The organism is uncultured Fenollaria sp., assembly GCF_934202865.1.
Classification (GTDB): Bacteria; Bacillota; Clostridia; order Tissierellales; family Peptoniphilaceae; genus Fenollaria.
The window spans coordinates 1-17,477 of record NZ_CAKPYL010000025.1 but is presented as its reverse complement, the minus strand read 5'-3'; the positions used below and the strand labels follow the sequence as shown (position 1 = coordinate 17,477).

Sequence of the window (17,477 nt, the reverse complement as noted above, 5' to 3'; positions counted from 1 at the left end):
TACAAATAAAGCTATAGAAGAAACCGCATCGATAATAATCGAAAGTTTAAATAGAGATTTTGGTGAGATGAATGACTAATTTTAGAGAAAATTATGAAGCATTTCAAAATTCCTACCTGTCAGAATACGCTTGCAGATGCTCAGATACAAAGGGAAGAAAGATTGAAGAAGAAAAGTGTACTATAAGAACTGACTTTCAAAGAGATAGAGACAGAATACTTCACTCAAAAGCGTTTAGAAGGCTTAAACATAAGACACAGGTCTTCTTAGCACCACAAGGTGACCACTTTAGAACTAGACTTACTCATACACTAGAAGTAAGCCAAATAGCTAGAACTATAGCCAGAGCCTTGAGACTAAATGAAGATTTGGTTGAGGCCATATCCTTAGGCCACGATTTAGGACACACACCATTTGGTCACGCTGGTGAGAGCGCATTAAATGAAAAATGTAAGGACTTTGGAGGATTCAAGCACTATAAACAAAGTTTAAGAGTTGTTGATGTACTTGAAAAGAGAAATGGTCGCTTCGGTCTAAATCTTTGTGAAGAGGTTAGAGATGGTATACTTAATCATAGCGGACAAAATGAAGCTTTTACTCTTGAAGGAAAGTTAGTAAAGTTCGCAGATAGAATTGCTTATATCAATCATGATATAGACGATGCCATCAGAGGGGGTATATTGTCAGAAAAGGATATACCAAAAGATTTGATAGAAATATTAGGAGATTCTCACTCAAAGAGAATAAATACCTTAATTACAGACATATTAAATGAAAGCTACGGACAAAATTATATAGCCATGTCAAAAGAGATTGGCGAAGCAATGGAGGCTTTAAGAGCTTTCATGTTTAAGGAAGTTTACTTTAATCCAATAACAACCAAAGAACATGATAAGGCGAAAAATATAATATCAATGTTATATGATTATTATGTAGAGCATCCTGAAAAATTACCTGAGAATATTAAAGAGATAGATGCAAGTCTTAATCAACAAATATGTGACTACATCGCGGGTATGTCTGATATATATGCAATAAACGAATTTAACAAGATATATGTACCACAAACGTGGAAAAATGAGGTTATACTATGAAAGTAATTAATGCAGCAGTCATTGATAAAATTAAAGAATTTAATAATATTGAAGATGTGATTGGAGAAAATATTAAGCTTGAGAAAAAAGGCACATCTTATACTGGTCTGTGCCCATTTCACAAGGAAAAGACTCCTTCCTTCCACGTTAATAGCAAGGACGGTTACTATAAGTGTTTTGGCTGCGGCGAAGCGGGTGACGTTATTACTTTTATAGAAAAGTATAAAAACTACTCTTTCCAAGAAGCAGTTGAGTACCTTGCAGATAGGGCAAATATAACGCTTCAAGAAGCAACAGCTAAAAAAAAACTGAAAATGATCTCATAGAGAAATTTTATGATATCAATAAAACAGCACTTGACTTCTTTCAAAATCAAATACTAAAGTCAAAAATTGCTATTGATTATTTGATGAAGAGGAAGCTAAATAAAGACACTGTTTTAAATTATCAATTAGGCTATGCGCCAAACGAGTGGACAGCGCTTAAAGACTATTTACTAAGTAAGGGCTATGACGAAGACTTCATAATTAGAGCAGGACTTGCAAAGAGAAAAGAAGGAAAAGACAGTTCGTACGACACTTTTAGAAACAGACTAGTTTTTCCTATAGTGGACTCACATAACCACGTTCTCGGTTTTAGCGCAAGAAGCTTGGATAATAGTATGCCTAAGTACTTAAACACTAGCGAAAATATCATTTTTAAGAAGAGAGAATTATTATTTGGCTACAATATATATAAAAAAGAAGCTGATAGAGATAAAATATTATTGGTAGAAGGAAACATTGATGTAATGAGTCTTTATCAAGCAGGAGTAAATTACGCTGTTGCCAATCTTGGAACTGCCTTTACCATAAACCAAGCTAATCTACTTAAAAGAAACGCAAAGAAGATTTATATCTGCTACGATGGTGATAAGGCAGGTAAAAACGCAACACACAAGGCGATTGAGATACTTAGGTCAATAGACTCTAAGGCAAATGTAGTTGAACTACCAGAGGGCCTTGATCCAGATGATTATATTAAGAAGTACGGTCTTGCTGGTTTTACAGCAAAGATAAATGAAGCAAAAAATTATGTAGAGTATGAAGTTTCAGAGCTTATGGAGCTTTATGACGTTAACGATCCTGAAAGCCTTCTTCAGCTTATCAATGAATTGTCAGATTTATTATTAAAGATAAACGATAAGATTGAAAGAGAGATTTACATAGACTACATTTCGAGGGTCTACTCTATAGATAAAAGACTATTAACAAATCAAGTTTCAAAAACAAAGTACGTTAACAATTATAAAGAAAAATACACTCTACCAGAGGTACCAAGAATTAAAAAGTTAGATATAGAAATTATCGATGAGAATCTTTTAATATATGCTCTTGCAGATATTAAATATTTTAAATATATTAATAAGGAAATTTCTATAGATAATTATAGTAAAGTGTTTAAAGTTAATATGCCACTACTTAAGTCCAAATACGAGGGCAATGGCGAGATAGAGCTTGACGACTTTGATTTAGCCGATAAAGAAAATGCGCTTTTAGAGATTGATAGTATTAGAAAGAAATCGGAAGAATCTACTTACATGAATCTCGAAGAATTATTAGAAAAAAGAGAGAAGCTAAAATCAAAGGACTACGTAAGCGACTTATTGAGCCAAATTAATGATGGCAAAAGTGATGCGATGGAGCTTTTAAAATTAATTAAAAAGCAAAAAGATAACGAATGATGAAGGGAAGTGTTCTTATGAAGAAAGAAAAGAATACTAAAACGAATAATATTCAAGAAGAAAATTTAAATGACGAGGCAATAAAGATAATCGAAGAAGATGTAAGTGAAGAAAAAAGACAAGCTATGTATAATCTAATCGATATTGGTAAGCAAAAGGGCTTTATCGATTATAAGGAGATTGAGGATGGCTTGGATAAATACGATCTTAGTGAAGATGAGATTCTATCCTTCTACGATGCCTTAGATGCAGTGCAAATTACTATTGTCGATATAAAAGAATCTGATGACGAAGATATTGACATAACTAAGGACTTTGATATTGTTTCTGATGAAGACGATGAAGATGAAGATATAGATTTAGAGGAATTAAGATCATTTGAAGAAGAATTAAGCAAAGAAGATAAACTTGAAGCTATTAGAGAAAAAGGAAAGAACAAGGTAGTTATAACAGATGACCCTGTTAGAATGTATCTTAAAGAGATAGGACGTATACCATTATTAACATATGAAGAAGAGGTAGAACTAGCAAAAAGGATTGAAGCTGGCGATCAAAAAGCTAAAGATCAACTAGCTGAAGCAAACCTTAGACTAGTAGTAAGTATCGCTAAAAGATATGTCGGTAGAGGCATGCAATTTTTAGATCTTATCCAAGAGGGCAATATGGGTCTAATAAAGGCTGTTGACAAATTCGAGCATAAAAAAGGATTTAAGTTTAGTACTTACGCTACATGGTGGATTAGGCAAGCCATCACTAGAGCAATAGCAGACCAAGCAAGAACAATTAGAATACCTGTTCATATGGTAGAAACTATAAATAAACTTGTTAGAGCACAAAGACAATTAGTTCAAGAACTAGGTAGAGACCCACTTCCAGAAGAAGTAGCAGAACTAATGAACATGGACGTAGAAAAGGTAAGAGAAGTTCAAAAGATAGCTCAAGAACCAGTTTCACTAGAAACACCTATAGGCGAAGAAGAGGACTCACACTTAGGCGACTTTATTCCAGATGAAGAAATACTTTCACCATCTGACGCGGCGACAAACACTATGCTTAGAGAGCAATTGATTTCAGTTTTAGATACACTTACAGATAGAGAAAGAAAAGTTCTAGCATTAAGATTTGGTCTTGACGATGGTAGGACAAGAACACTTGAAGAAGTCGGCCAAGCCTTTGATGTTACAAGAGAAAGAATTAGACAGATAGAAGCAAAAGCACTTAGAAAGCTTAAACATCCAAGTAGATCGAAAAAGCTTAGAGACTTCCTTGAACTATAATGAATTATTCTTTTAGACTTACTGAGATAGCGAAATCAGTTAAAGAAGGATCATCTTTAGTCGATGTTGGCTGTGATCACGGCTACATCGCTAAGATGCTTTTAGACTCAAATACCATAGTCAAAGTTATAGAGAGCGATATTAGTGAAAAATCACTTGAAAAGGCTCAGATGCTATTATCAGGAGAAAAGTACAAAGACAAAGTTAAGTTCATTGTGAGCGATGGTCTCAATGATATCGATACAAGCTTTTATGACACGCTTTTAATCGCTGGCATGGGTGAAGAGACTATAATAAGTATACTAAATGATAGCATTGACAAAGTAAGGCACTTTAAGCATATTATTTTGCAAGCCATGGGTGAAGGCTCAAACATAAGAAAGTACTTTATGGACAATGATTTCTTTATAGAAAAAGAGCGTCTATTCATAGAGAAAGACAAGTACTATAGGCTCTATGAGATAAGTAATAAAAAGACCAATGTAGATGATTATAAGTTTCCTGTAAACTTTGATAGAAATGATATTTCTTACTTAAATACTTATTATGATAATGAAATTAAAAATATAAAGTCTATACTTCAAAAGATTAATAAAGAAAAGAACTTTAGTAAGTATAATGAACTAGAAGAAGAATTAAATAAAATTATACAATACATGGAGAAGATCAATGAAAAAAGATAAAATTATTAGTGCAATTGAAAGCATCTTCCCGAAGGAGCACGCAGAGTCTTGGGACAATTCTGGACTCATTATAGATGCAGATAAAGAAGATATTAATAAAATTTACTTAAGCGTTGATCTCTTATATGATAATATTAATGAACTGTATGATGTGGATATGGTCATAACGCATCATCCTTTAATTTTTAAAGGCATAAAAGAGATTGACATGAGTGCCAGCTCTAAGCTTATTAAAGAGATGATTAAACATGACATAATCTACTACAGTGCACACACTTCCTTTGATATACAAAGAGCAGGCTTTTATAAATTTTATGAAGATAAATTAAATTTGACAAATACAGACTTTGCCATCAAAGTAGATGATGACTTGGGTTATGGAATAGCGGGCGAGATTAATGATATGGATCTAATGAGTTTAGCTAATAGAATCAAAACTATAAACATGGCAAAGTACATTCAAGTATATAAAAACAATGATAAGAACACTAGAGTAATGATATTAAATGGTAGCGGCAAGGACTTCTTAGACAATGTTCTTGAGGCAAGACCTGATACTCTTATAACATCTGACCTAGGCTACCATGATGTACAAGCGTTAAGAAACGCAAAGATCAACTTAATTATGCAAGACCATAACAGTAGCGAAAGTGCTTTCGTTAATATCATGGAAGAGCTTATCAAGAAAGATTTTGAAGACGCAGAGATCATTAAAAATTTTTCTTCTTTTACTGATAATATAGAAATATTATAGAAATTTTATAAATTTTGTAGTATAATTAAAAATGTAATGAGTAAACCAGATGGGTGCGTGCTTAGGCATGAGGAAAGTCCGTGCTCCATAGAGCAGAATGCTGGATAACGTCCAGTGAAGGTGACTTCAAGGATAGTGCAACAGAAATAAACCGCCATATTGGTAAGGGTGGAAAGGCAGTGTAAGAGACTACCTACTTTTAGGCGACTAAAGGTGACATGTAAACCCCATTCGGAGCAAAACAAACAAGGATCAAAGGTTGCTGCTCGTAACCTCCTGTAAGGTAAGTTGCTTGATTTTAGTGGTAACGCTAAAACTAGATAGATAACCATCTAATACAGAACACGGCTTATAGGTTTACTCATTTACATAAATTTTCAACAGGGGAGCAATGATTTGAACACTAAAACAAGTACAAAGACAATTACAAAAGCGGCACTAATCGCTACACTATATACAATACTAATACTATTACAAACAGTATTACCGTTCCAACAATTGACATTTGGACCAATACAATTAAGACTAGCAGAAGGACTTACAGTTCTTCCACTAATGGAAGCAGCTGCAGTACCTGGACTATTCGTAGGATGTTTAATCTCAAACATCTTCTTATCATTTATGTCAGGCTATGGCATGATAGATATTATATGCGGAAGTTTAGTTACATTACTCGCAGCATATTTAACAAGAAAAGCAAAATCTAAATACTTAGCAATGTTACCACCGATTATTTTAAATGGTTTCTTAGTATCAATATGGGTTTCATATTTCTCAAATATACCATATTTTACAACAGTTTTAGGAATCATGGGTGGAGAAGCGATAAGCGTTGTAGTATTTGGATCATTGATTTATTATATTTACGATAAAAGATTAAAAAAGGTGATTTAATGAAAAAAAGAAGAATAATTACAATAACTGTACTAATACTTATAGTTCTTGCAATTATATGGAAGGTAAACTCATGCATATCAGGCCTGTATAAGCCTTATGACCCAAACGATGATACTGAATATACTATAGAAATACCTGAAGGTAGCGGTGCGTCTTATGTAGCTAGAGAGCTTTATGAGAACAAAATCATTAGGAATGGTACTGCTTTTAAAGATGTGCTAAAGGAAAACGACCTTGAAAAGCATATCAAGAGCGGTACGTTTAAGGTAAAAAAATCAATGACTTTATTAGAAATAGCTAATATAATTGCTGGTGAAGCAGAAGAAGCTTCAAAGGGCGAAACTGTTAAAGTTACCATACCAGAGGGCTTTGAGCTTACTCGTATAGCAGAAAGACTTGAGGAAAAGGGCTTAGTATCTAGCGAAGATTTCTTAAATGAATGTAAAAATGTAGATAAATATAAAGAAAAATATGAATTTTTATCTAGCATAAATAATGATAGCTTGGAAGGCTTTTTGTTCCCAGCAACTTATGATATTGCCATGGGCTCAAGCAGCGAAGAGATCATAACTATGATGCTAAATGCATTTAATAATATTTATGCAAAGATTAGCTCTGAAGTTGACGACTTAAATAAGCTAATAACTTTAGCATCAATTGTAGAGAGAGAAGCAAAGCTTGAAGAAGAAAGACCTATCATTGCAAAAGTATTCTTAAATAGAATTGATAAAAATATCAGGCTTCAATCCTGCGCTACAATTCAATACGCGCTTGGTGAGAGAAAGCCTAACTTAAGTAATGAAGACTTAAAGATCGATTCGCCATATAACACATACACACATGATGGTTTGCCACCTGCACCTATTTGCAATCCTGGCGAAGCGTCAATCGTTGCGAGCCTTCATCCAGCTGATGTTGACTATTTATACTTTGTAGTTAAGCCTGGCTCAGATGGTGGACATAACTTCTCTTCAGACTACAATAAGTTCCTTGAAGATAAAAAGGATTATAAGAGTAATAATGATTAGTCAGTTTATTGATGAAGATGTTTTTTGCTATGTAGAAGAGTTTTCTTCAGAGAGAGAAAAGTTTAGAGATTTAGTAGACTATGCTGAAGCAAATAGAGTTCCTATAGTCTCGCAGGATGTGGCTAGATTTCTAGAGCTTTTACTAAAAACGATTAAGCCAAAGAATATATTAGAGATAGGCTCGGCTATAGGCTATTCATCTCTGCTTATGCAAAAAGCATCAGGAGCTAATATATTTACCATAGAAAAAGATGAAGACACATTCAAGATATTAGAAGAGAATCTTGAAAAATATGATAGTGAAAATAAGATAAAAGCTGTCAATGACGATGCTATAAGTGTATTGAGAAGCATGACTAATGGAGAAATAGAAGAAAAATTTGATTTCTGCTTCATCGATGCAAACAAGTCACAGTATGAAGAGTATCTAAACTTAGTTTATGACTTAACAAGTGAGAATGCTATAATACTTATTGACAATATCTTATTTAGAGGCTATGTAGCTAAAGACGAAGACAATAAAAGATATAGAACCATAATAAAGAATTTAAAAAAATTTATAGAAGATGTTAAAAGCGATAAGAGGTTTACAGCGAGTCTACTTACTGTTCACGATGGCTTATTGCTTTTAAGGAAGGAGTAAGATGAAAAAAGTAGAATTACTAGCACCAGCAGGAGACTTAGAAAAGTTTAAAACTGCGATACAATATGGAGCTGATGCTGTTTACTTAGCTGGAGACAAGCTAGGTTTAAGGACTGCTTCTAAAAATTTTAGCTTAGACGATATAAAGGAAGCAACAAAGCTTGCTCATGATTTAGATAAAAAAGTTTATTTAACACTAAATGTAATTTCACATAACAAGGACCTTGAAGGCATTGACGAGTATATACAAAGCTTAGACGAAGCAGGTGTAGACGCATTTATAGTCTCAGACCCAGGTATATTTCAAAAGGTAAAAACGCTTGCGCCAAAGAAAGAAATTCATATTAGCACTCAAGCAAATATCACAAATACAGCTACAGTTGAGTTCTGGAAGAGTCTTGGGGCAGATAGAGTTATCTTGGCAAGAGAATTAAGTTTAAAAGAAATAAAAGAGATAAAAGATAAAGTAAAAGACAGTATCATGATCGAGACTTTTGTTCATGGAGCAATGTGCATGAGTTACTCAGGTAGATGCCTTTTATCAAACTACATGACAGGAAGAAGCGCTAATATGGGCGACTGCGCTCATCCATGCAGATACAAGTACTATCTTATGGAAGAGAAAAGACCCGGAGAGTACTTCCAGATAACAGAGGATGAAAATGGCTCTTACATCATGAACTCAAAAGACCTTTGTATGATTAACCATATTCCTGAGCTTATTGAAGCTGGAGTTGATTCATTCAAAATCGAAGGTAGAGTAAAGTCTGAATACTATGTAGCGACAGTCATTAATCAATATAGAAGAGCTATAGATGATTATTATGAAGATATTGAAAAATATAATTACAATAGAGACAATAATATATATCTAGAAGAGATAGAAAAAGTTAGTCATAGAGACTTCACTACAGCCTTCTTCTTTGGCGATGATAAGGAAGCCTCATTAACTTATGACAATTCTTCATATATTAGATTATATGATTTCGTTGCTAAAGTTCTTGATTATGACGAAGACAAAAAGCTAATGAAAGTACAAGAGAGAAATAAATTCTCTATTGGCGACGAAGTAGAAATATTTGGACCAAAATTTTATGACAAATTCACCATAAACAAAATTTATGATGAAGACATGAACGAGGTAGACAATATAAATACACCTATGAAGGAAGCTTATCTAGCATATGATAAGAAAGTAGAATATAATTATATGATTAGAAGGAAGGCCAATGAATAGATTATCTTCTCTATATGACGATAAAGGCATAGTAGAGATACAAAGTAGCAAAGCTGAAGAATTTATTAAAAATACCATAGACTACGCCATTGATAATAGAGCTAGCGATATACACTTTGAACCGTATAATAAGTATATATTGATTAGGCTTAGAATTGATGGCGAACTTGTATTTTTTAAAAAGATCAATAAAAGCTCTTATCAAAACATTGTCAATATAATCAAGATTAAGTCTGATTGTGACACTGCGATTAAGTTTGCACCACAAGACGGTAGATTTAGCCACGGCGATGTTGACCTAAGGGTTTCCTTTATCGAGGCTATTTATGGAGAGAAAATCTGTATAAGAATTTTAAATAATAAAGAGATGTTTACCATTGACAATATTGGTTTGTCAGAGAAAGCAAAAGAACTATTTAAAAAGAGAGTTAAATATAAATATCAAATGACTATAATCACTGGACCAACAGGCTCGGGTAAGAACTCAACTATGTATACTATGCTTAACAACTTAGACAAAGAGCGTCTAAGCATAGTCAGTGTTGAGGACCCTGTTGAGTACAGAGTTAATGATATTGATCAAATTGAAATACATGACTACAAGGACATAACATTTGCAAATACACTTAGGGCCATACTTAGACAGGACCCTGATGTCATAGCCATTGGCGAAATAAGAGACGAAGAATCTGCACAGATAGCTGTAAGAGCTTCTCTAACTGGTCACAAGATCATTACGACTCTACATAGTATGAGCCCCGTAACTAGCATCAACAGACTATTAGAGATGGATGTAGAGGCTTCGTATTTATTTACCTCATTAAACGCTATAGTCAATCAACGTCTTGTAAAGCGTTTGAAGTCATCGTATGAAGATATTGATTTTGCTGATGATACAAGTGAGAGCGAGTACTATGGCAGAATTGCTGTCTTCGAGATAATGCTAATCAATGACAAGATTAGAGACCTTTTATTAAAGAATAATACAAAGCTTACAAGTGAGATTTATAATGAGATGAAGAAGCTCACTGACTACGTTAGCTTTGAAGATTCGATAAATTACCTGCTTGAGCATAAGTTTATAGATAAGAAGACTTATGACGAGTTCAAAGAGGGCGATATCAATGAAATTTGAAATCATTTTTGAAGATGGAAGGACAGAAAGCTTAAGAGCTAAAAACATTTACGAAGCCTTTCAATTAACTAAAGAAAAAGATATTGATTTTATGCACGTCAAATATTTTAGACCAGCGAAAATCTATAGAGCGCTTAAAATCAATAGTGTAAGCAAAAAGCATATAGCAAACTTTTTTAGAATCATCGCTTTTAATCTAAAGATAAATAATAACTTGCCACAAATCCTAGAGCAAATGTATAACAATTCATCAGCTCTTAGCGATCCACTTAAGAATTATTATTTACTAATCAAGGAGCTTATAGAACACGGCTTTACTTTGTCAGACATACTAGCCAAGCTTGATATACTTGACAATTTATCGCTACTAAGCCTTAGGATAGCAGAAAAGTCAGAGCACATAAAGTCAAGCAAAAACTCAAAGGACTTATCAGAGCAAATACTTGAGATCAGTGAAAATCTTTACGAACAAGAAGAGTATAAAAACACCATAAACAACATAATGATAAAGCCAAAATTTTTAATGCTGACTTTACTTGCCTTTATAATTATGATTATAGTCTTCTTAGTACCGCAATTTTCCTATCTATTTGATAACGATATGAACTTAATGCCTGATAGCTTAAGAATACTTTTAGTCGTTAGCAACTCAATTAAAAATCATTACATATACTATATCGCAGCTATATTTATAATAATAATAGTTTTTGCGATACTAAATAAGAACGACGCTTACCTTTATGTCAAACAAAGATATTTACTCGAATCGAAGAACGGTTTATATAAATATAGAGTAAATTACAGAATTTTGTATTACATGCTTAGCATGCTTAGATCAGGCAGCAAAGTTAATGAGATTTTCGATTTCTTTGCAAAAAAATTTGACTTAGTATACTTAAGAAAAGAATTCGAAAGAATGACAAAGATGCTAAACGAAGGAGAGACCTTGCAAAACGTTCTTGACTCTAGCCAGATATTCTTAGACGATGTCAAGACCATACTTATAACAGGATATGAATCAGAGCACTTAATTGAAATTATCGAAAACGTTTTGTCACTATACAAGAGAGACTTAAAGAGAAGACTGGATAAGTTTGTAAATTCTATCGAGCCACTCATGACAATTGTCATGGGACTTGTGATTATGCTAATACTTGTGATGGTATTTAAGCCAATGTATGACTCGATGACTAGTATTATTTCATAGGAGGAGGAAATATTATGAAGAACTTTAAGAAGAAAAAAGGATTTACTTTTGTAGAGATAATTATCTCCATAGCGATAGTTGCTATACTTATAGCTGTTGCTATACCTGCTTACAAAGCGATTAAGACTAGCGCTGAAAGAACTGCTCACAACGCCAACGTTGATCAAATCAGTTCAGTAGCTTTATTATACTTTACTGATTTTCCAGACGATCCTGATGTAACATCAGATGAATTATTTAGCCAAGGTTATTTAAAGAGCAAGGTTACAGTACCTTCATCAATACCTACTGGAGACGGCAATGCTAGTAAGATTTATACTGTGACTCATGATGATCAAGGCGTTATAACAGTTAGTCCAGGCAAGGTTGAAGCAAAGAAGAGCAGCGAAACAGGCACTGGTCATTAATTTAATTCATAATGCTTTTAGCCTTATATATAGTTTTGTCACTTCTTCTTTTATTCATCTCGTACAAAGACATAAAAGAAGCGCAGTACAATAGTTTTTACTTTTACTTATTAATAATAATTGTTTCAGCTATAGCTATATTAAAAGGAGTATCTTATATTAAGATAGGCCTTGTATGCCTAGCTTTATTTCTTTCGCATATTTTAAAGACTAAGTACATGGATTACATTGGCGATGGTGACGTTGATCTATATATTTTGCTATTTATGATATTTGATTTTGAAAAATTTTTGATATTAATAATAATATCTACGCTTAGCGCAATACTAGTTAATCTATTCAAAAACTATTGGCATAAGAAAAATGATAGAGAAGTTAGATTAGTTCCATATATAAGTTTTGCGTTTTTTATCTTGATGCTCTTTGATCTATTTAAGGAGAAGGTCCTATGAAGAACATTATGTACATCGATTCATCTTATGTATTTTTAAATAGTAAAAAAACTAGCATTGTTGAGCAAATCACTTATGATGACAGCGATAAAAGTGCTAGCCTTAAGTACTTATTTAAAAAGTTTAGAGACAATAAATACTTAAATAAAGACACTTTAATTATAAAGCTAAATGAATATGATAGTGATTTAGACGTCTTTCTTGGCAGCTTAAGTAAAATTGATCTCTTATCCTTAAACCTAAAAGAAGAAAATATTATGAAGATCATTACAGACGAAGCGCTATATAAGTATGACACAATCACTTCTTCATATGAAAAATCAAACTTTGATATCAATCTTTATAATCTTGATAAGGATCAGATGTATAACTATATTTTGAATCAAGCAAATAATACAGATGGCAAGGTTTTAGCCTTACTTAAGGCAAAAGAGCTTGAAGAAGCAAATAATATTTTATACTTAAAAGATTTATTTGAGATAGCCTCTAAAAAATATAAAAATAAGATAAATATTTCGCTCATCATAAACATAGCTCTTGACATCATTATACTAGCCTTAATTATATTGCTTCTACTGAGGTTTACAAGATGAGAAAGTATATAAATAAAGGGCTAATAATAGTTTTGCTTATACTAGCGAATCTCTTTCTGCCTATAAATAGAGAAGAGCCAAATTATGCAGATAGCGAAGTAAAAAAGAGATTTACTCTTGCCAAAGATAAGAACGATACTCAGCTAAAGAAAGCAAAAAAGATTGATATTGCAAAACACGATAGTGATACGAAAACTATTAGCAAAAATGAAATCATTAATAAGGTCATAATGTCTACGACTAATAGCTTTATTAGCTATAGTGATTTTGATGAAGAAGACCCCTTTGATATCCTTGATGATTTTGATGAAGAAGACGAAGATGCTAACGAAGAGGCCATAGTTTTAGAAAGTGAAATTACTAATCCTATGCTGGACAGATGGGAAGCAAAGGCGGGAAGCGTTTATTATCAAGATGAGAAGAGCATCGTCTTTTGCGATGATAATAATAAAGAAAACATTCTTCTTGTGCCAAAGAATGATATTTTGATAAAGAAAGAATATTTAAGCATTGATTTTACTGGCTGCAGTGAGGCAAAATTAAAAGTCATTAAAAATGGTAAAGAAGCAGTAATTGATTTAGAAGGCGCATCTGATTTTAAATACTTCTACATTGGCAATGAGTTTAAAGGGGCAAGGATAGAGTCTATCGAGTTTATAAGAGATAAGGATATGGCTTTTTATTTATCTATAGGTGAGATTGATTATGAATAAAAAAGGTTTTACATACATCGATACAGTAATTTCTTTATGCGTGGCAGCTATAATCATATCTATGTTTATACTTGCGTATAGACAGTTTACTAATTATAGCGATAGGGCCGAGGCCAAAAGAGTTGTTCAAATAATAAAAAAGGCTAGACTTAGCGCCATCATGCAGATGATTGATGTTGAAGTAGTTCTTGATGGAGACGAGATTGTCGTTTCAAATATTAACGAGATGAAGAAAGTTTATAAGCTAGAGCATCTCAAGTTTGAGTCGGGTGAAATATTTCAATTCACTAGCGAAGGCGGCACAAAATCTTTTATGGGCGCATATAATATTATCTTAGTTTCAAACAAGAGTAAAAAGAAATATAATGTGATAGTAGCAGCAGTTGGAGGACAGGTTAGGTATGAAGAAGTATAAAAAAGCACTTACAATTATGGATATTGTAGTTTCCTTTGCTATACTTTCTTGCTTCGTACTTTTTCTGACTATTTTTTTGAAGAATTTTATGGCGCTAGAAGCAGATACGAAGAAATTGAGAAAGGCTGATGCCTTTGCAAGTAATGCCATGGAGATACTTAGATCAGATGAAAGTAACGATGTCTATGCTATATCAGATAAAATAAAAGACAATTTAGGCGAAGAATGTAAATTCAATCTTGTTAAAGAAGCATATACTGGAGATCTATATACATTTACACTATATATAATTGATGAAGAAGGAAATACTTATGAAGAATATCAGATCATCAAATAAAAAAGCAGAGTCCTTGATTGAATTAATCATCGCTCTATTTCTCTTGTCAATAGTCCTATTCGAAGCAAGCTCCTTACTAAAAAACTTTACTAGTTTTACTCAAAGATACGAAGAGGACTTAGAGAAAGAAGACGACATCAATCTATTCTTTTCATTCATCGAAAATGATTTTACTCTATATAACGCAGTGAGCGTTAAAAGTGACTCCATCCATTTTGAAAAGAAAGGCTCGAGAGAGCTTAAATCCTGTGACTATTATATGGATGGCGATAGAATAAAGAGAGTTGCGGGCGGTAAGTCTATTGGCGTAACATACTTTTTATCAGGTCTTGAAGATCTTTCCTTTACTTCTAATGCTGAGGATGCCTTTGTAAGTATGCAAATCAAAGTCAATGGCAAAGAATATAAAAAGCTTTTTAGTACAAAGTATCTTGAGGTGATAGAATGAAGAAGGGCAGCGCAAGTCTAGTAGTTTTATCGGTAATATTTTTAATAACGGCTCTTTTAATCTATCTCTTTGAATACGTTAGCATTGAAAGAACGATGTACACAAATAGGTCAAAGATGAAGCAATATGCTTATAACGAAGAGTCGCTTAATAATATAATCACTAAGGATATAGAAGAGACTTACTTAAATGGCGGCGACATTCATGACATTGTTGGTAAAGACTATTCGGTTTTTGAAAATCAAAAAGCTGTAGTCTCGCTTAATGATCCAACTGCGAAGCACGCATTTAATATTTACTATCATGAAATAATAGCTAATAAAAAGAAAATATCTAGAAATACCAAGTATTCATTACTAAATAGAATATTTTTTAAAGACAATCCTAGTACTAAAGAGAAAAAAGATTTTTGCGATGAAATAATTCAAAATAACGAAGTACAAAACTTTAGCACAAGCGAAATTAATGATTATTTTATTTATACTGAGGACATAGAGTCAAGAAACTTTGATTATGGCAATGCCATTGTCAAAATCACGGCTGACGATGAAGATTTAAACGCCAACATTAACGGCTCGGGTATAATGATTATAGATGGCGATGTGAGTGTAAAAGCAAATTTTAAGTTTAGAGGCCTTTTAATTATTGATGGCAGTTTAAATATTGAGGGCGATAGCGATATAATGGGAGCTATGATTGATATAGACAATGAATCTAATATTGACTGTTTCAAGTCGCTTAATACAATGTATAGAAGATGCAAAACATTCAAAGGTATAATAAAGGTAACTAGGTCAGACTATTAAAGATAATATTTATTTATAAAAATATCGATATTATTAAAAAAATACTTGTTAAATTGCAAATTTACTGATATAATAGTCTTAGAGATTAGAAATTAGGAGGAAATATATGTTATCGGCAAGTGATTTTAGAAATGGCGCTACATTCGAATGGGATGGAGACGTTTATCAAGTATTGGACTTTCAACATGTTAAGCCAGGAAAGGGAGCTGCTTTTGTTAGAGCAACTATCAGAAGCGTACTAAGTGGAGCTACAAAGGAATTAACTTTTAACCCAACTGAAAAGTTCAATGACGCACAATTGGAAACAAAAGAAATGCAATATCTTTACAATGATGATGCACTATACTACTTTATGGACAACGAAACATATGAGCAACTTCCATTAAACAAGGACGAAGTTAGTGAAGCAATTCAATTCTTAAGAGAAAATGATACTGCAGTTATAAGATTCTACAAAGGCAAAGCATTTTCAGTACAAGCACCTAACTTTGTTGAACTAGAAGTTACTCAAACAGAACCTGGTGTTAAGGGAAACACAACTACTGGAGCTACTAAACCAGCTACAGTTGAAACAGGATTTACATTAAATGTACCACTATTTGTTAATATTGGTGATAGAATTAAAATAGACACAAGAAGTGGAGAATATTTATCTAGAGTTTAAGGAGGTAGAAAAATGTACGAACTATCAAAGAGAGTTTCTTATTTAAAGGGACTTGCAGAAGGCTTAGGCTTGAAGGAAGAAAGTAAAGAAGAAAAGGTTTTAAGTGAAATTATCGACATTCTTGATGAGATGGCTGAAGTAGTTTGCGATAACGAAGTAGCTATCGAAGACTTAGAAGACTACATCTTCGAAGTTGACGAAGATCTTTCTTACTTAGAAGATGATGTTTATGGCGATGACTACGAAGATTATGATGATGACGACTACGATTACGATTTCGATGATGATTACGACTTTGACTATGATGATGACTATTTCGAATATCCAGAAGAAGATGAAGATGAGGAGGAAGACTCTAAATAGAGTAAGATATGGAAAATAACAATATTGGAAAGATTACTATATCTGATGATGTTATAGCAACTATAGCTAGCAAGGCAACTTGTGAAGTTAAACACGTTTGCTCATTATCAGCAGGTATTGGATCAAACATTACTGATTTATTAGGAGTAAAAAATTTTAATAAACCAATTAAAATTGAAAGCAGTGAAGAAAGCTCTATAATAGACATATATGTTGACATCGAATATGGTGCAAAGATCGACAAGGTTGGATATGAAATTCAATCAAACGTAAAGAGCGCTGTTGAAGAGATGACTGACATACATGTATTGCAAGTTAACGTTCATGTAAAGGGCGTTAAAGAAGCACAAAAGGCTAATAAATAATTTGATTAAACTCCAGTAATTGCGCTGGAGTTTTTTTTAAAGAAAAACTTAGGCACACAGCTGCCTTCTAAGTGAGGGATAATATGTCATACGACAAGACTAGATTAAATTTAATGAATGCAATATATCAAATTGACCTAAATAAATACAGCTCGATAAGTGATTTAGATGGGTATTTTGAAGCGCTTGAGATAAGTGAAAAAAATAAAATTAAGCTTAGTAATAGACTTGAGAAA

At 32.9% G+C, this 17,477-nt stretch carries 23 protein-coding genes and 1 other RNA gene; all 24 read left to right on the top strand.

What is annotated here, in order from left to right; genetic code table 11:
• Window positions 1-71: 71 nt before the first annotated feature.
• Complete coding sequence (locus tag Q0E71_RS03990) at window positions 72-1,094, top strand: deoxyguanosinetriphosphate triphosphohydrolase (RefSeq protein WP_294796263.1); 1,023 nt, start codon at window positions 72-74, stop codon at window positions 1,092-1,094.
• On the top strand, window positions 1,091-1,420 hold the full coding sequence (locus Q0E71_RS03985; RefSeq protein ID WP_058260459.1) for a CHC2 zinc finger domain-containing protein: 330 nt from the start codon (window positions 1,091-1,093) through the stop codon (window positions 1,418-1,420). Before Q0E71_RS03990 ends, Q0E71_RS03985 begins: the two co-directional genes overlap by 4 nt.
• A complete protein-coding gene (dnaG, locus tag Q0E71_RS03980) occupies window positions 1,417-2,817 on the top strand; it encodes a DNA primase (RefSeq protein ID WP_367116811.1) in 1,401 nt (466 codons plus the stop codon). The genes Q0E71_RS03985 and dnaG overlap by 4 nt, the downstream gene beginning before the upstream one ends.
• A 17-nt stretch (window positions 2,818-2,834) precedes the next feature.
• Window positions 2,835-4,094, top strand: a complete 1,260-nt coding sequence (gene rpoD, locus Q0E71_RS03975) for an RNA polymerase sigma factor RpoD (protein ID WP_294796261.1) — start codon at window positions 2,835-2,837, stop codon at window positions 4,092-4,094.
• Window positions 4,094-4,777: a class I SAM-dependent methyltransferase gene (locus Q0E71_RS03970; protein WP_294796257.1), complete on the top strand. Its 684-nt coding sequence runs from the start codon at window positions 4,094-4,096 to the stop codon at window positions 4,775-4,777. Before rpoD ends, Q0E71_RS03970 begins: the two co-directional genes overlap by 1 nt.
• Complete coding sequence (locus tag Q0E71_RS03965; RefSeq protein ID WP_294796255.1) at window positions 4,764-5,531, top strand: Nif3-like dinuclear metal center hexameric protein; 768 nt, start codon at window positions 4,764-4,766, stop codon at window positions 5,529-5,531. The genes Q0E71_RS03970 and Q0E71_RS03965 overlap by 14 nt, the downstream gene beginning before the upstream one ends.
• 37 nt (window positions 5,532-5,568) lie before the next feature.
• An RNA gene (gene rnpB / locus Q0E71_RS03960) (RNase P RNA component class A) lies at window positions 5,569-5,899 on the top strand.
• Between the two features lie 28 nt (window positions 5,900-5,927).
• Window positions 5,928-6,425 carry a QueT transporter family protein gene (locus Q0E71_RS03955; protein WP_294796254.1) on the top strand — a complete coding sequence of 166 codons (498 nt, stop codon included), beginning with the start codon at window positions 5,928-5,930 and terminating at the stop codon, window positions 6,423-6,425.
• A complete protein-coding gene (gene mltG, locus Q0E71_RS03950) occupies window positions 6,425-7,456 on the top strand; it encodes an endolytic transglycosylase MltG (protein ID WP_294796248.1) in 1,032 nt (343 codons plus the stop codon). Before Q0E71_RS03955 ends, mltG begins: the two co-directional genes overlap by 1 nt.
• Window positions 7,449-8,099, top strand: a complete 651-nt coding sequence (locus Q0E71_RS03945) for an O-methyltransferase (protein WP_294796245.1) — start codon at window positions 7,449-7,451, stop codon at window positions 8,097-8,099. The genes mltG and Q0E71_RS03945 overlap by 8 nt, the downstream gene beginning before the upstream one ends.
• 1 nt (window position 8,100) lies before the next feature.
• Window positions 8,101-9,336, top strand: a complete 1,236-nt coding sequence (locus tag Q0E71_RS03940; RefSeq protein ID WP_294796242.1) for a U32 family peptidase — start codon at window positions 8,101-8,103, stop codon at window positions 9,334-9,336.
• On the top strand, window positions 9,329-10,471 hold the full coding sequence (locus Q0E71_RS03935) for a GspE/PulE family protein (protein ID WP_294796239.1): 1,143 nt from the start codon (window positions 9,329-9,331) through the stop codon (window positions 10,469-10,471). The genes Q0E71_RS03940 and Q0E71_RS03935 overlap by 8 nt, the downstream gene beginning before the upstream one ends.
• Window positions 10,461-11,678: a type II secretion system F family protein gene (locus tag Q0E71_RS03930; protein WP_294796235.1), complete on the top strand. Its 1,218-nt coding sequence runs from the start codon at window positions 10,461-10,463 to the stop codon at window positions 11,676-11,678. Before Q0E71_RS03935 ends, Q0E71_RS03930 begins: the two co-directional genes overlap by 11 nt.
• A 14-nt stretch (window positions 11,679-11,692) precedes the next feature.
• The gene (locus Q0E71_RS03925; protein WP_294796234.1) at window positions 11,693-12,085 is read left to right on the top strand and encodes a prepilin-type N-terminal cleavage/methylation domain-containing protein; all 393 of its coding nucleotides are present in this window, start codon (window positions 11,693-11,695) and stop codon (window positions 12,083-12,085) included.
• Window positions 12,086-12,096: 11 nt separating this feature from the next.
• Window positions 12,097-12,537, top strand: coding sequence for a hypothetical protein (locus tag Q0E71_RS03920; protein ID WP_294796232.1), 441 nt, complete (start codon window positions 12,097-12,099; stop codon window positions 12,535-12,537).
• Complete coding sequence (locus Q0E71_RS03915; protein WP_294796230.1) at window positions 12,534-13,130, top strand: hypothetical protein; 597 nt, start codon at window positions 12,534-12,536, stop codon at window positions 13,128-13,130. Before Q0E71_RS03920 ends, Q0E71_RS03915 begins: the two co-directional genes overlap by 4 nt.
• A complete protein-coding gene (locus tag Q0E71_RS03910; protein WP_294796228.1) occupies window positions 13,127-13,843 on the top strand; it encodes a hypothetical protein in 717 nt (238 codons plus the stop codon). Before Q0E71_RS03915 ends, Q0E71_RS03910 begins: the two co-directional genes overlap by 4 nt.
• Window positions 13,836-14,258, top strand: a complete 423-nt coding sequence (locus Q0E71_RS03905) for a hypothetical protein (protein WP_294796227.1) — start codon at window positions 13,836-13,838, stop codon at window positions 14,256-14,258. Before Q0E71_RS03910 ends, Q0E71_RS03905 begins: the two co-directional genes overlap by 8 nt.
• Window positions 14,245-14,595, top strand: a complete 351-nt coding sequence (locus Q0E71_RS03900) for a hypothetical protein (RefSeq protein WP_294796225.1) — start codon at window positions 14,245-14,247, stop codon at window positions 14,593-14,595. The genes Q0E71_RS03905 and Q0E71_RS03900 overlap by 14 nt, the downstream gene beginning before the upstream one ends.
• Entirely contained in the window at window positions 14,570-15,043 is a 474-nt protein-coding gene (locus Q0E71_RS03895) for a type II secretion system protein J (protein WP_294796223.1), read from the top strand. Before Q0E71_RS03900 ends, Q0E71_RS03895 begins: the two co-directional genes overlap by 26 nt.
• Window positions 15,040-15,849 carry a hypothetical protein gene (locus Q0E71_RS03890; protein ID WP_294796221.1) on the top strand — a complete coding sequence of 270 codons (810 nt, stop codon included), beginning with the start codon at window positions 15,040-15,042 and terminating at the stop codon, window positions 15,847-15,849. Before Q0E71_RS03895 ends, Q0E71_RS03890 begins: the two co-directional genes overlap by 4 nt.
• Before the next feature lie 106 nt (window positions 15,850-15,955).
• Window positions 15,956-16,513: an elongation factor P gene (gene efp / locus Q0E71_RS03885; RefSeq protein ID WP_058260441.1), complete on the top strand. Its 558-nt coding sequence runs from the start codon at window positions 15,956-15,958 to the stop codon at window positions 16,511-16,513.
• A 12-nt stretch (window positions 16,514-16,525) separates the two neighbouring features.
• The gene (locus Q0E71_RS03880; RefSeq protein ID WP_294796218.1) at window positions 16,526-16,876 is read left to right on the top strand and encodes a CD1247 N-terminal domain-containing protein; all 351 of its coding nucleotides are present in this window, start codon (window positions 16,526-16,528) and stop codon (window positions 16,874-16,876) included.
• 8 nt (window positions 16,877-16,884) lie between these two features.
• On the top strand, window positions 16,885-17,241 hold the full coding sequence (locus Q0E71_RS03875; protein WP_294796217.1) for an Asp23/Gls24 family envelope stress response protein: 357 nt from the start codon (window positions 16,885-16,887) through the stop codon (window positions 17,239-17,241).
• The last annotated feature ends 236 nt before the right edge of the window (window positions 17,242-17,477 follow it).

What these genes read in the sequence shown, in the direction of transcription:
- Q0E71_RS03990 (WP_294796263.1), top strand. Translation starts at nt 72, where the DNA reads ATGACTAATTTTAGAGAAAATTATGAAGCATTTCAAAATTCCTACCTG.
- Q0E71_RS03985 (WP_058260459.1), top strand. Translation starts at nt 1,091, where the DNA reads ATGAAAGTAATTAATGCAGCAGTCATTGATAAAATTAAAGAATTTAAT.
- rpoD (WP_294796261.1), top strand. Translation starts at nt 2,835, where the DNA reads ATGAAGAAAGAAAAGAATACTAAAACGAATAATATTCAAGAAGAAAAT.
- Q0E71_RS03970 (WP_294796257.1), top strand. Translation starts at nt 4,094, where the DNA reads ATGAATTATTCTTTTAGACTTACTGAGATAGCGAAATCAGTTAAAGAA.
- Q0E71_RS03965 (WP_294796255.1), top strand. Translation starts at nt 4,764, where the DNA reads ATGAAAAAAGATAAAATTATTAGTGCAATTGAAAGCATCTTCCCGAAG.
- mltG (WP_294796248.1), top strand. Translation starts at nt 6,425, where the DNA reads ATGAAAAAAAGAAGAATAATTACAATAACTGTACTAATACTTATAGTT.
- Q0E71_RS03945 (WP_294796245.1), top strand. Translation starts at nt 7,449, where the DNA reads ATGATTAGTCAGTTTATTGATGAAGATGTTTTTTGCTATGTAGAAGAG.
- Q0E71_RS03940 (WP_294796242.1), top strand. Translation starts at nt 8,101, where the DNA reads ATGAAAAAAGTAGAATTACTAGCACCAGCAGGAGACTTAGAAAAGTTT.
- Q0E71_RS03935 (WP_294796239.1), top strand. Translation starts at nt 9,329, where the DNA reads ATGAATAGATTATCTTCTCTATATGACGATAAAGGCATAGTAGAGATA.
- Q0E71_RS03930 (WP_294796235.1), top strand. Translation starts at nt 10,461, where the DNA reads ATGAAATTTGAAATCATTTTTGAAGATGGAAGGACAGAAAGCTTAAGA.
- Q0E71_RS03925 (WP_294796234.1), top strand. Translation starts at nt 11,693, where the DNA reads ATGAAGAACTTTAAGAAGAAAAAAGGATTTACTTTTGTAGAGATAATT.
- Q0E71_RS03920 (WP_294796232.1), top strand. Translation starts at nt 12,097, where the DNA reads ATGCTTTTAGCCTTATATATAGTTTTGTCACTTCTTCTTTTATTCATC.
- Q0E71_RS03915 (WP_294796230.1), top strand. Translation starts at nt 12,534, where the DNA reads ATGAAGAACATTATGTACATCGATTCATCTTATGTATTTTTAAATAGT.
- Q0E71_RS03910 (WP_294796228.1), top strand. Translation starts at nt 13,127, where the DNA reads ATGAGAAAGTATATAAATAAAGGGCTAATAATAGTTTTGCTTATACTA.
- Q0E71_RS03905 (WP_294796227.1), top strand. Translation starts at nt 13,836, where the DNA reads ATGAATAAAAAAGGTTTTACATACATCGATACAGTAATTTCTTTATGC.
- Q0E71_RS03900 (WP_294796225.1), top strand. Translation starts at nt 14,245, where the DNA reads ATGAAGAAGTATAAAAAAGCACTTACAATTATGGATATTGTAGTTTCC.
- Q0E71_RS03895 (WP_294796223.1), top strand. Translation starts at nt 14,570, where the DNA reads ATGAAGAATATCAGATCATCAAATAAAAAAGCAGAGTCCTTGATTGAA.
- Q0E71_RS03890 (WP_294796221.1), top strand. Translation starts at nt 15,040, where the DNA reads ATGAAGAAGGGCAGCGCAAGTCTAGTAGTTTTATCGGTAATATTTTTA.
- efp (WP_058260441.1), top strand. Translation starts at nt 15,956, where the DNA reads ATGTTATCGGCAAGTGATTTTAGAAATGGCGCTACATTCGAATGGGAT.
- Q0E71_RS03880 (WP_294796218.1), top strand. Translation starts at nt 16,526, where the DNA reads ATGTACGAACTATCAAAGAGAGTTTCTTATTTAAAGGGACTTGCAGAA.
- Q0E71_RS03875 (WP_294796217.1), top strand. Translation starts at nt 16,885, where the DNA reads ATGGAAAATAACAATATTGGAAAGATTACTATATCTGATGATGTTATA.